General features: G+C 65.2%; 12 protein-coding genes. 5 read left to right on the top strand and 7 right to left on the bottom strand.

Annotated features, from left to right (window positions below; genetic code table 11):
• The 4 genes from ASJ79_RS08040 to ASJ79_RS08055 form a co-directional block, all read right to left on the bottom strand.
• On the bottom strand, positions 1–805 hold an 805-nt coding region (locus ASJ79_RS08040), incomplete at its 3' end, for a carbohydrate kinase family protein (RefSeq protein ID WP_067954194.1).
• Positions 802–1551, bottom strand: coding sequence for a GntR family transcriptional regulator (locus ASJ79_RS08045; protein ID WP_067954195.1), 750 nt, complete (start codon positions 1549–1551; stop codon positions 802–804). The genes ASJ79_RS08045 and ASJ79_RS08040, both read right to left, overlap by 4 nt.
• Before the next feature lie 102 nt (positions 1552–1653).
• The gene (locus ASJ79_RS08050) at positions 1654–2124 is read right to left on the bottom strand and encodes a hypothetical protein (RefSeq protein ID WP_231750777.1); all 471 of its coding nucleotides are present in this window, start codon (positions 2122–2124) and stop codon (positions 1654–1656) included.
• A 103-nt stretch (positions 2125–2227) separates the two neighbouring features.
• Positions 2228–2641: a hypothetical protein gene (locus ASJ79_RS08055; RefSeq protein WP_156448329.1), complete on the bottom strand. Its 414-nt coding sequence runs from the start codon at positions 2639–2641 to the stop codon at positions 2228–2230.
• A 503-nt stretch (positions 2642–3144) separates the two neighbouring features.
• Here ASJ79_RS08055 and ASJ79_RS08060 point away from each other — a divergent pair.
• The 4 genes from ASJ79_RS08060 (at position 3145) to ASJ79_RS08075 (ending at position 6935) form a co-directional block, all read left to right on the top strand.
• The gene (locus tag ASJ79_RS08060) at positions 3145–3864 is read left to right on the top strand and encodes a hypothetical protein (RefSeq protein ID WP_067954197.1); all 720 of its coding nucleotides are present in this window, start codon (positions 3145–3147) and stop codon (positions 3862–3864) included.
• 166 nt (positions 3865–4030) lie between these two features.
• Positions 4031–4870, top strand: a complete 840-nt coding sequence (locus tag ASJ79_RS08065; protein WP_067954198.1) for an alpha/beta fold hydrolase — start codon at positions 4031–4033, stop codon at positions 4868–4870.
• A complete protein-coding gene (locus tag ASJ79_RS08070) occupies positions 4867–6264 on the top strand; it encodes an FAD-dependent oxidoreductase (RefSeq protein WP_231750778.1) in 1398 nt (465 codons plus the stop codon). Before ASJ79_RS08065 ends, ASJ79_RS08070 begins: the two co-directional genes overlap by 4 nt.
• A complete protein-coding gene (locus ASJ79_RS08075; RefSeq protein ID WP_067954199.1) occupies positions 6261–6935 on the top strand; it encodes an isochorismatase family protein in 675 nt (224 codons plus the stop codon). The genes ASJ79_RS08070 and ASJ79_RS08075 overlap by 4 nt, the downstream gene beginning before the upstream one ends.
• Here the strand turns inward: ASJ79_RS08075 and ASJ79_RS08080 are convergent.
• Positions 6919–7944: an alcohol dehydrogenase catalytic domain-containing protein gene (locus ASJ79_RS08080; protein ID WP_067954200.1), complete on the bottom strand. Its 1026-nt coding sequence runs from the start codon at positions 7942–7944 to the stop codon at positions 6919–6921. The two genes, ASJ79_RS08075 and ASJ79_RS08080, sit on opposite strands and share 17 nt — an antisense overlap.
• A gap of 59 nt (positions 7945–8003) precedes the next feature.
• Positions 8004–10748, bottom strand: coding sequence for an AAA family ATPase (locus tag ASJ79_RS08085; protein ID WP_067954201.1), 2745 nt, complete (start codon positions 10746–10748; stop codon positions 8004–8006).
• A 53-nt stretch (positions 10749–10801) separates the two neighbouring features.
• Between ASJ79_RS08085 and ASJ79_RS08090 the strand changes: the two genes are divergently transcribed.
• Positions 10802–11260: a helix-turn-helix domain-containing protein gene (locus ASJ79_RS08090; RefSeq protein WP_067954203.1), complete on the top strand. Its 459-nt coding sequence runs from the start codon at positions 10802–10804 to the stop codon at positions 11258–11260.
• Between the two features lie 439 nt (positions 11261–11699).
• Here the strand turns inward: ASJ79_RS08090 and ASJ79_RS34720 are convergent, their stop codons facing one another.
• On the bottom strand, positions 11700–11822 hold the full coding sequence (locus tag ASJ79_RS34720; protein ID WP_255374662.1) for a hypothetical protein: 123 nt from the start codon (positions 11820–11822) through the stop codon (positions 11700–11702).
• Positions 11823–12724 lie beyond the last annotated feature (902 nt).

Consider the following 12724-nt stretch of genomic DNA (forward strand, 5'->3'; position numbering starts at 1 on the left):
CGAGGCGCAGCGCCGCGGCCGCCCCGTCACCGGCCGCCCGCCGAACGGCATGCCAGCCCGCCAGGGCATCACCGGCACCGGTGGTGTCGACGACAGGTGCGTCGATTCGGGGTGGTGTGATGGCCACCGACGCGCCGTCGTGATGCAGCCGAACCCCGCGCGGGCCCAGGGTTTCCACGACTTCACGGGCGCCGAGATCCAGGATGCGATCGACGGCATCGGGTCCGATCGCCGCGGCAGCCCGCTCGTTGAGGAACACAGTGTGGCACCCCGCCAGATGCGCGGACAGATCGGGCAGACCGCCGGGCATCGTGGCGGGTTCCAGGTCGATCGACACCGGCACCCCGGCCGCGCGGCAGCGCTCGATCAATCGGGCACTGGCGGGGCGGTCGTAGGCGGCGGTGTGCAGCCACGCCGCGGCATCGAGGTTCAGGGCGTCGACAGTGTCGATGCCGGGATACATGGCGACATCCGGCGCGAGCACCAGCCGCTTCTCGCCGCCGCCGTCGACCAGGATGATCGCGCGGCAGGTTGCTTTGGCCGACCATTCGACGTGCACGTCGATGCCTTCGTCGGCCAACCGGGCCGGGATCGACCGGCCGAAGATGTCGTCACCGGCGGCGGTGAACAGCGTGACATCCGCGCCGGTCCGCGCGGCCGCCACGGCGGCATTGGCCACCACACCACCGGTGGCCTCGTGCAGCTCATCGGCCACCATCTTTTCGTCGGGCGCCGGGACCGCGGGCAGCAGCACGGTGGTGTCGATGCCCACGTCGCCCACGAAGAACACCCGCTGTGAGCTCATGGCCGGCTCAGCTCGATGCGGTAACGGTAGCGGTCGGCCCGGTAGTGCCGGATCGCGTACTCCACCGGCGCGCTGCGGTGATCCCGCGCGGTACGGCGCGCCACGAGCACCGGGCCACCCACCGAGATCTGCAGTTCCGCAGCAAGATCGGCGTCGGCAACACCCGCCTCGATGACCTCGTGGCCTGCAGAGACCCGGAGATTGCGGTGCCGTTCCAACCACACGTAGAGCGAGGCGATGGAACGCGTGTCGGGTAACTCATCGTCGGGATCGGCTGCGCTCGGCGCCAACCAGGATGCGCTGACCCCCATGGGTGCGTCGTCGGCCAGCAGCAGACGGCGGATGCGCACCAACTGCGCGCGGGGCAGGACACCCAGCTCGGCGGCCACCTCAGCCGGCGCGTCGGCCACGTCCACCCGGACATCCCGGTAGCCAGGGGTCAGTCCGCGGGCGCGCATGTCCTCGTTGAAGCTCGACAGCAGGTTCAGCGGTTGTTCCACTCTGGGCGGCAACACAATTGAGCCGCGCCCGGATTTGCGTTCGATCAGGCCGCGTTCAGCCAGGCTGTCCAGAGCGGCGCGGGCGGTCGTCCGGCTCACCGCGAAGCGCCGGCCGAGCTCCGCCTCCGAGGGCAGCGCGTCGCCTACGGCGAACTCACCTTTGTCCAATGCCGTCATCAGCCGTTCGCTGATCTGGAACCACAGAGGCACGGGGCCGGGAACCAGGTCTTCGGAATCCCACGACATGAACCGAACGTACAAACGTCATGACGTTTGGTCAACAGGGAAAGGTGACGTTAACTTCACCGAAACGTGTGGCAACGTCCGCGTCACACAGCGAAGTGCAGGTCACCTCGGAATCTCCGGGCCATGACGTACCTCCGGAGATTCGAAGATCCCCCGCCCGCGTGTCGCGGGCAGTGCGCTGCAGGCGCTTTCACCGCCGGCCCACTGCAGTCCACAGCGCCCGGAGGCTCGATAGGCCGGCCGCTTCGACGCCCTACGGGTGATCGCCATACGTTCGGTGGTCGACTGCACCAGGACGCCGGTGATGAGCGGCTGGCCACGCAGCGTGGATCCCATCCGACCGTAGGGCCAGTGCCCGAAGCTCATCATGTCGATGCCGAGTGTCTGCTGCGGGTGTTCGCGCGCTTCGGTGATGTGGTTGCGGACCGCCTCCAGCTCGGTCTCCAGGCGGCGCAGCGCGGACGCGGCTCGGCGAAGGTGGTGGTCGCGCTGCTCTTTGAACAGACTGACGCATTCGGTCCAGGTCGGTATGTCGTTGCGCGGGAAGTAGGCGTGGCCAGCTTTACCGCGCACAACCTGGGGGAGGAGCCCCGTCTGCGGCCAGCATTCTTGAGGGTCTCGGCCGGGATGCCGCACTGTCCGGCGGCTTCTGAAAGCTTGGCCAGATTTGGGTTACTCACCGGAGCGCTCCTTTGCAGCGCCGCGAGTGCGAAGTGCGGCTTCTGCAACGATCGAGCAACAGTTGCGCAGGAAGGGCGGCAGGAGTAGGGCTGTCGGTGATGGCCCTATTGACCGCGGTCTCGATCGCGTTCCGTGGATACAGTGGCGGCGCGTGTTCATCGAACGCTCCCGGTTCGTACGACTCGGGAGCGCAAGTGATGGAAACGAACACCGGCACTGAGAGTTGCAGGCCGGCGAGTTGCGCTTCGACGGCCTCGGTCAGCCGCGCCGCGTAGTTGTCGTACTCGCGGCGCCACTGGTCGCCGAGCGCACTGTTGGTCGCCGAAAGAGCCTGCATTGCTTGTTCATACGCGATTTCGCCTGGAGTCGGGTCGCGGTGTGCCTCGGCCTCTGCCGACAGCTCGGTCAACAGAGCCACGTCGGCGGGGAGCAATTCGAGACAGAATATGAGACGAACTGGCCTGGAGTTTTGCGGCGGGGGAGCGGCGTTTTTGCGGCTGTCTCATTTCTCTAAGAAATGAGACAGCCACCCACGAAGGACGTCTCAGGCGTACTTTACTGGTAACACTGCATATTCGATTTCTGCATATTCCCGACTTGTACAAGCTGGCATAGCAGTCGCCGAACGACTCGTGGTTCTTTCATCCGGCTCGACTGACGGCTGATTGAGGGTGAGCTGTGCGGTGGCGACAGCGCCGCGCGGGCTCACGTCCAGAAGAGGTATTCCACGCGCGGTATTAACCGGCACAACCGCTCCTCGCTGCGCTGGCCGCCGTCCGAAAGCGCCGAAACGTAGTCATCTGACGGATGCCTGGTCGGTCGGCGGTGGCCCAGAGTCATCGATGGAGCTGAACTGAATCAGTTCCTTTCCATCGTGAATCCACCGGGGATGCGACCTTTCGAGGAGGCAAGATGTCTGACTTGGTTGATGTGATGTTTGATGCGCACGGCGGTCTCGACCGGTTCCGCCGGTTTGCGTTCCTGAACGCCCGACTGCACCAGGGCGGTGTGCTGTGGGGGCTCAAGGGTCAGCCGACGGTATTGCAGGAGGCTAACGTCCGCGTCGACCTCAACCGAGAGTGGGTGTCGCACTGGCCTTTCGCCCCCACCGATCACCGGTCCCAGTTCACCCCGAAGCGAGTCACCATTGAAACACCCGCGGGTGAGGTGGTCGAGCAACTCGACGAGCCCCGTGATTCGTTCGCCGGATACGTCATGGAGACCCCGTGGAGTAACGCGCAGGTCGCCTACTTCGCCGGATACACGATGTGGACCTACCTGACATCTCCGTTCATCCTGGCCCGACCGGGGGTTTTGACCGAGGAGATCGAGCCGTGGACGGAGAACGGAGAGACTTGGCGACGGCTGCGCGTGACCTTCCCTGAAGACATTGCCACCCACAGCACGGTCCAGACTTTCTATGTCGACGACACGGGGATGCTGCGTCGCCACGACTACGACGTGGATATCCAAGGCAGCAATCCGGCAGCTCGCTATCTGCTCGATCCTGTCACCGTGCAGGGAATCGTCCTGCCGTCCAGATTGCGCATCTTCCCGCGCAACAACGACAACACGGCGGCCGCTGATCCGCTGATCGTCTCGGTGGACCTATCCGACTTCGCGTTCGAGTAACCGTAGGCGACAGATCCTGCTTACGGGTGGTCGGATTCGACGACGGCGTCGCCAGATGGAAGACAGTCAATGTGCCTATGGCTCTCGAGGTCTGCAGGCAAGAGAATCCGGAGATGGCGCGGATCCGAGGCGATCTCGCGAGCGATCGATGAAGGGTGCACAGCATATGGAGAATTCGTTGTCTTTGATGGCCGAGACCCGCTATTTGGACGGGCCGAACGCGCGGTTCGCCTACCGTCGCTTCGGTGCGGGTACAGGTGTCCCGTTGGTGCTGGCGTTGCGCTTTCGCGGCACCATGGATCACTGGGATCCGGCGTTCCTGGACGCACTGGGAGCCGAACGCGAGGTGATCCTTTTCGACAACATCGGGCACGGTAGGACCAGTGGCGTCGCGCCGACCAGCATGGACGCCCTGGCCGGCGGACTCACCGAGTTCGTCGACACCTTGGGGCTGTCCGAGGTCGATCTGCTCGGTTGGTCGTTGGGTGGGATCGTGGTGCAGGCGGCCACGTTGCAACGTCCTGATCTGGTGCGCCGGTTGATCGTGGCGGGCAGCTCTCCCGGTGGTGGTGTGCCCGGCATGCCGCAACCCGATCCGAAGATTTGGCAGGTTGCCACCAAGCCTGCCAACGACGACGATGACTTTCTCTATCTGTTCTTTCCCGATGAGGACCCTGGTCGCAAGCGGGGACTGGAATCGTTGCGGAGGTTGGACGACCGCGTCCTGTCGCCGGAGCATGTTCCGGTGTCGATCGAGACGATGCAGGCGCAGTTGGCCGTCATTGCCTCGACCGGTTCGAGTATCTGGGATCGCCTGAGAGAGATCACCATTCCGACCTTGGTTGCCAACGGTGCGCACGACCGGATGATCGATGCCTATGCCACCTTCGCGATGGTGGGCCGGCTGCCCAATGCCAAGGCCATTCTGTACAGCGATGCCGGGCACGGGTTCCTCTTCCAGCACGTCACGGACTTCGCCCGCGAGATCGTCGAGTTCCTCGCGTGACCCCGCAGGTGATCGAGGCCGATCTGCTCGTCATCGGATTCGGCAAGGGCGGCAAGACGTTGGCGACTGAGGTGGGCCGACAAGGTCAGCGTGTCGTGCTGGTGGAGCAGTCGGCGCAGATGTACGGTGGCACCTGCATCAACACCGGCTGTGTGCCGACGAAGTCGATGGTGTACCGCAGTGAGCACTCGCCGCGCGGCTCATCCGGAACGTTGGTTTACGCGGATGCGGTCGCTGCCACAGAGCGACTGACCACCGGGTTGCGGGCTGCGAATCTCGCTGCACTGCAGTCAGTCCCGTCAGTGCGGGTGCTCACCGGTCGGGCGAGCTTCATCGATGCGAACTCGGTCGCGGTAGAGACCGAGGACGGTCTCGCCACGGTGGTGGCGCGCGACATCGTCATCGGTACCGGCTCAACCCCGGTGATTCCCGACATACCCGGCGTGCGGCATAGTCCGGTCGTGGTCACCAGCGCGGAGTTGCTGCGGCGTGCCTCGCGCCCGGACCGGCTTGTGATTCTCGGCGGCGGCTACATCGGTTTGGAGTTCGCGTCGATGTACGCCGGATACGGCACCTCCGTGACCGTTTTGGAGCAACGCCCGGCCGTTCTGGCACATGAGGACCCAGACATCGCCGACGCTGCAGTTTCTGTCCTGTCCGGTAGGGGAGTCACGATCCTCACCGGCGCCGAAGTCACTGAAGTGCAAACTGTTCCGCGGCCGGGCACGCCACCGTTGGCACGCGTGGGGTATCGCATCGGCGGACGCGCCGCCACCGTCGAGGCCGACGTCGTGCTGATCGCGCTCGGACGCACGCCCAACTCCGCCTATCTCCGACTTGATCGAGCCGGGGTGGAGATGACCGACACCGGTGCCGTCGTGGTCGATGACTACCGCCGTAGCAGCCAACCCCACATCTATGCGGTCGGGGATGTCAACGGCGGACCGCAGTTCACCTACATCTCTCTCGACGACCACCGCATCGTGCTCGATCAGCTCGGCGGTGCTGCCGAACCCAGGTCTGCCGCCCAGCGCCGAGCGGTTCCGAACTGCCTGTTCCTGAGCCCTCCACTGGCACGTGTCGGCCTTACCGAAAACCAAGCGCGCACCGCGGGTTACGACCTCAAAGTGGCGGCCAGCCCGGTGGTGAACCTGGCCACCGTGGCAAGAGCCCGCATCGTCGATGACACGGCCGGGATGATGAAAGTGGTGGTGGACGCGGAGACCGACCGGATTCTCGGCGCTGCCCTGCTGTGTCACGACGCACAGGAGGTGATCAACATCGTCGCCCTGGCGATGCGCCACGGCATCACCGCATCGGCATTGCGGGACGAGATCTACACCCATCCGTCCATGTCGGAGTGCTTCAACCAACTGTTAGGACTGCTGCAATGAAGTTCGACCCCACGAACACCGCGGTCGTGGTCATCGATCCCCAGATCGACGTCCTGAGTCCCACCGGGCGCAACTGGGCGGTCGTCGGGGCGAGTGTCACCGAGAACGACACAGTGGCCCACCTCGCCCAGCTTATGGAAGCCGCCGTCGCCCAGGGGTATCCGCTGGTGATCTCGCCGCATTACTTCTATCCGTCTGATTCGCAGTGGTTTTTCAACGGGCCGCTGGAATCCGACGAGTTCGCCACCGGAACGTTCGCCCGCGCTGGCGCCCTGGATTTGACCGACTTCGCGGGGTCGGGCGCAGACTGGCTACCTGCGTTGGCACCCTATATCAACCGCCCGACCACCACCGTCGCGAGCCCCCACAAGGTCTTCGGGCCGCAGACCAACGACGTTGTGTTACAGCTACGGAAGCGAGGATGCGACCGCGTCATCCTCGCCGGGATGTTGGCGAACATGTGCGTCGAGTCTCACCTGCGTCACCTCCTCGAGGACGGATTCGAAGTTGCGGTGGCCGTGGATGCGGTGGCGGGCCCCCGTCACCCCGCCTGGGGCGACGGGTATCAGGCAGCGCTGGTGAACTATCGGTTTCTCGCGCACGCGGTGCTACCGACCGTTGAAATCGTCTCGGCGATGAACGACGCGGCGTGCATCACTGAGCGGATGTGAAGTCGAGGACCACGCGGAAGCGCGCGCGTCCGGACATCATTCGCTCATAGGCGCGCGGCGCCTCGGCGAAGGGGAGTGGTTCGATCATCGGGGCGATCTGATGCGCGAGACTGAACGCGAGATTGTCCTCGTTATCGATTGCCGATCCGGTGAGGCTTCCGATGATGCTGCGACCGCCGAAGATCAGGTCGGGGGTGTGAACCGGTACCGGTTCGGGTGAGGCTCCGACGACGATCATTCGGCCCCGTGGCTGTAGTCCGGCTACCAGTCCGGCCATCGATGCGCCGCTCGCGGCCGTGGCGACGATCGCTGTCGCACCGCCGAGTGCGGTGAGCGCGGCGGCGGGGTCTTCGGCGGCGCTGTCGATGTAATAGTCGGCGCCCAACGTCGAGGCCAGTCTGGCCTTTTCGGTGCCGCGAGCCAGCGCGGCGACGCGGTAACCCATCCTCTTGGCGTATTGCACGCCGAGATGGCCCAATCCGCCGATGCCCTGCACCGCCACCAGTGAGTTCACCGGGGCCTTGGCCGCGCGTAGCGCGTTGAAGACGGTCACCCCGGCGCACAACAGGGGTGCCGCGGTCAGAGCGTCGAAAGCTCCCGGAACCCGCACCAGCCCAGAAACCCTGGCGTAGACGATCTCGGCATACCCGCCGTCGACGGTCGTTCCGGGCTGGGGTTGGTCGACGCAATTGACGAAGTCACCGCGACGGCACAAGTCGCACTGACCGCAGTGGCCGCCGAGGAATCCCACCCCGACGCGGTCACCGACCTGCCACCGAGGTTCCACGCCAGCACCGACGGCATCGATTATCCCGACCACCTCGTGGCCGGGAACGATCGGCCTCGTCGGGTCCGACCGCTGTCCTTCCACGGCCAGCGCATCGCTGTGGCATACCCCGCATGCCGCCGTCCGGATCCGCACGTGTCCGGGGGCGGGGTCATGCAATTGGCGGTCGACGAGAGAGAAGTCGCGTTGTCCAATGACCTGATAAGCCCGATAAGAGTCCATGCGTCCATGCCATCAGCTCGACCGGCGGCGCGGCATAAGTACGTTGACCACAAGTTCGGCTAATCGCCGACGGGCGTGGCGTTGTCGAGTTCGATGGCGTCTCGTAGCTGAGCGCGGCGGGTGATGCCGAGCTTGGGGAAGATTTTGTACAGATGTGCCGCGACGGTCCGATGCGAGATGTAGATCTGGTCGGCAATCTGGCGGTTGGTCAGTCCGGCGGCGGCGAGCCGCGCGATCTGCAGTTCCTGCGGCGAGAGTTTGGCCGTAGGCACGTCGATTGCCGATGCTGCGCCTGGCACTTGCACGCCGGCCGCGCGCAGTTCACCTCGTGTGCGGCGAGCCCAGGGCTGGGCTCCACGGTGTTCGAAAACCCTTAGTGCTGCGGCCAACTGAATGCGTGCGTCGATGATGCGTCGTTGTCGTCGAAGCCATTCGCCGTAGGTCAATCGGGTGCGGGCGTACTCCAATGGCGCTTGGTTCTCGGCTTCTTCGATGTCCAACGCGGCGTGAAAGTGGTGCTCTGCGTGCTGGTCCGTACCGGCCATCAGAGCCCGGCTGCGGTGTACCAGCATGACGACGTGTGAGGAACCCAACGCGCTCGATTCGGTGTCGATTTCGTCGACCAGGTGACAGATCACCCGGGTGTGGCCGCTGTTGACGGCGGCTTCGGTGAGGTCGGCAATAGCCCAGCGACGGGAACTGCGGTCACGGTTCATCTGCGAAAGTTCAGTGAAGGCGCGTTCGTTGTCGTGTGTGGTCAGCGCAAGCAGACCACTGGCCCAGGCCAGGTCGTCTAGCCACAGGAGGGGAGTGTCGCTAGGCAGATGCTGTTGAGCTATCGCCAGTGACTGTTGTGCGGATTTGGTATCGCCCTGGCATGCCTGAATCCTTGCGAGCAAGGCGGCGGCGGCGCCCATGCTGAGCCCGAGATCCGCGTCGGTGGCGATTTGCAATGCGTTGTGCGCGCTCACGGCGGCCTCGGTCAATTGCCCGGCGATGATCTGCGATCGCGCTGAGCCGCGCAGCGCCTCACACTCAATCGCGGGGGCACCTGTCCTTCGGGCCACCGTGATGGAACCTTCCCAGCATGACTTCGCAGTCGCCAGATCAGAAGCCGACTCCGCTGCCAGCCCCATCGACATCAGCGCCGTCAGGTCACAACCGAGAGCGTCCTGTAACGATGCCGCGCGGCAACGGAACTGGCGGGCATACTTGGTGTCCTCGACGGTCGTCAACGCAACTTCGACTGCCGGGTGATCCAGGTGCTCAAGTTGGTGCAGGCGCTCGGCCACCAGTTCACGGTCACCTTCGTCGAGTCCGTGCATCCGGCACTGCGCGGCCGCGGCGGCGAGCAGGCGGATACACGTGTCCGAATCACCGTCGCTTCCGAACTGCTCTGCCAGCGCCACCAAATGCTCTACCGGCGAAGCTGTTACGCCAGTTGTGACGGAGAGGGTGAAGCGCGCGATCGAGAGATCGAACTGGTGCCGGAGATCAGTGGCCAACGGCTCGGCCTCGTCCAGGATCTCCATCGCCTCGGCGGTCAGCCCCGCCCGATACGCGGGTTCAACGGCAGTGACGAGCCGCCGGATGCGATCATCCGCCGACGGCGACAGCGCAGCGGCACGCCGCCATGCGCGTGCGGCTTCGGCGTTGGCGCCACGGAGTTGCGCCGCCTGGGCCGCGGTTTCGAGGCCGGCGGCGACGACCTCGTCGGGTCCGTAGGCCGCCGCCGAGCGGTGCCAGGACGCTCTCATCGAATCGTTGGCCGCTTCGGCCAGCGCGTGGTGAAAGGCTGAACGTTGCGTCAGGGGTGTCACCCGATACGCGACGGACCGGATCAGTGGATGTCGCACCTGGAGCGACCCGGCGACGACGGTGATCAGCCCGCTGCGCTCAAGTGGGTCCAGATCGGTATCTGATAGACCGACACGCCCTGCTGCATCGGCAAGTTCGGCCATATGTGTGTCGCCGCCCGCGGCGATCAGTCCCAGCATGCGGCGACTGGGTTCTGGAACGGCGTCCAATTGCTCCAGGAAGGCGCGTTCGATGCGTCGCGTCGTCGGCAGGGGGATCGGCGAGGGGCCCGCCCCGTCCTCACCGCCGGCCAACAGTGCCTTCGTGAGTTCGACAATGGCCAACGGGTTACCCGCAGCTTCGGCCAGGACGCGCCGTTGGGTCAGTTCGCTGAGCTCGTGCCGGCCGGCGGCGGTCAGCGCCTCCTTCATCAGGACGCGCGACGTCGCGCTGTCCAGTGCGTCCAACGTGAGGTGCGGCAGCGACACGAGTTGCGACGAGCCCCCGTCGATGCGAGGCCTTGCCGCGCACAACATCATCACCGCCGAGTTCGCGATGCGGCGCCCGACAAAGGTCACGACGTGGAGCGAAGAGTCGTCGAGCCACTGCGCATCGTCGATCACGAGCAGCATGGGTCTGGTGGCCGCGGCCTCCTCGATCAGCCCGAGTGTCGCGACGCCGATCAGCAGCGGGTTGAGCATGCCCGCCTCGGCGAGGCCGAACGCTGCCAGAAGGGCTGTCCGCTGGTGCTTTGGCAACGTATCGACGCAACTGAGGATCGGGTGCACCAATTCGTGTAGACCGGCGTAGCCCACCGTGGTCTGCGACTGCACCCCGGCACACGACAACACGGTGAACCCGTGACGCTTGGCCCACACTGTTGCCGCCGCCAGAAGAGTGGTCTTCCCGATCCCGGGCTCGCCTTCAACGACGAGTGCACATCCGCGGTTCGCCACGCCGTCCGCGGCAGCGGTGATCGCCTCCAACTCGTTGTCGCGGCCGATCACGGACCGACAGTATCAGCCTGGATTGGCTATTCCAACTCAGATAGGATGTGGTGATGCGCACCGATCCGTGGTCCGGCGATTCCTGTCCTATTGCGCGCGCTATGGCGGTCATCGGGCAGCGGTGGTCGGTGCTGATCATTCGCGAAGCATTCCTGGGCAGGACCCGTTTCTCGGAGTTCAAGGGTCAGTTAGGAATTGCCTCGGATGTCCTCAGCGCCCGGCTGGCTGAACTTGTGTCGGCCGGGGTATTGGAGACGGTGAAGTATCGCGAGCCGGGCGACCGAGCCCGCAAGCGTTACGAGTTGACGCAATCCGGCCGCGACTTGATCGTGGTCCTTGGAGCAATCGGCCAGTGGGGCTACAAGCACGCCGACCGAAGCAAGGGTACGCCATATCAATTCGTCGACAGCGATGGTGAACCCGTGATCGCTGGGTTCCGGCGACGTGACGGTACCGCCGCCGGGGGCGCCGATGTCCGCCTGGTCGGTATTGCCGCTCAGAATCCGCAGTGAGAGCACCCTCGGCTGGGTCTGCGACGGTCCGGGACTACCGCCGTCCGGGGCGGTACGTTTCCCTATGATCGACGCCGATCACTGTCTTCAAATCCAGTGCTGCTGCAACGTTACTCAACAGGTGCACGCAGACTCTGGCTCAACGCAGCGCCATTACCCCGGGCGAGACTCTTCGTGTCAAGTGCAGATCCGCGTTGTTGATGGGGCGGCAAGCAATGTGCTCGGCGCGATGAAGGTCTGAGGTATGCAGTCCGGCTGCGAGAAGGCCGCGGTCGACGGCTGCCGCGGATCGCCTGGCTGCTCTGGTAGTTCAGCGGTTTGGCGGCTGGTCCGAAACCGGTTCGCCAGGAAGGGAAGTGGTCGTGTCCCATTCCGTCGGCCAGCCGTTATCGGGGATACCCATGGGGGCTGAGGCGCGGCACCGCTTGACTGTACCGCGCTACCAGCGCGCCGACCGTAGCGACGTGGTCGAGTACGCCCTGCGGGGGCCGGCGACTTCGAGCCATTCGGTGAGCCAGGCGAGTTCGCCGGCGAGCGCGTACTCGTCGCGACCGCGGATCACGATCTCGATCCGGCCGTCGGAAGTGGAACCGCTAACTTCGAGGCGGCCGCGAGCACACCATCCGGAGCAGTCCGAGCCCGTCGGGAGCGCACATGGCTCGGGCTTCTGAAGGAGAGCGCTTTCGATCGAGCTCGTCGGCGATTTCGCGCCAGCTCTCGGCAAGGTCGAATCCCTGGGGGCGTGGACAGCGTCGTCGGTCAACCGACCGAGGAGACACGGCCGATCCGGAAGGTCCGTCGGCCGGCCGCCGTATTGGAGACCAGGTACGACGTCGGCCCCTTGGCGACGATGCCAATGGGTGTACGGTCCGCTCGGTTTCCGAGCCCTTACGGTCGACGTAGCCGAGCCGTACCTGGACACTGCGGATCACCGCCTCCTGAAGTTCGTCGAGAAACCGGGATGGTCGGGGCTCGGGCTGGCTGATACCCAGTGTCGTGGGTCTACAGCGACTGATGTCGCGGCCACCTCGGCCTGCTCGCGAAAGGGCTCGGGCAGCGCGCGTACCAGTTTGCGCAGTGCGGCCTTCACGCTCAGGGTTGCCGTTGAGGCGGGTCATCAGAAAGAGCGCGCGAGCCTCGCCCGCGGTCAGCCCGGACAGGTAGGTACGAGCGCCGCCCAAGAGGCGCCACCCGCCCCTTCGTCCCGGCATGGAGTACACGGGCACCCCCGGCTGTACTCAACGCTTCGAGACCGCGACGGGCGGTGCGCTCGAATACCTCCAACTCCAGGGCGATCTCCGATGCGTGACCTGCCCGCGCTGTTGCAGAAGAAGGAGTGGCTGTGACAGCCTGACTTGGCCCCGGGTGGACGGTTTGAAGTGGCTCCACCTGTGTGGTCGCGGGTGTGCAGTTGTGACGGTCTGATTTGGCCCCGTCTTCACGACACGCCGCGTTGGTTATGGC

It is taken from the genome of Mycobacterium sp. NAZ190054 (genome assembly GCF_001545925.1).
In the GTDB taxonomy this organism is placed as follows: Bacteria; Actinomycetota; Actinomycetes; order Mycobacteriales; family Mycobacteriaceae; genus Mycobacterium.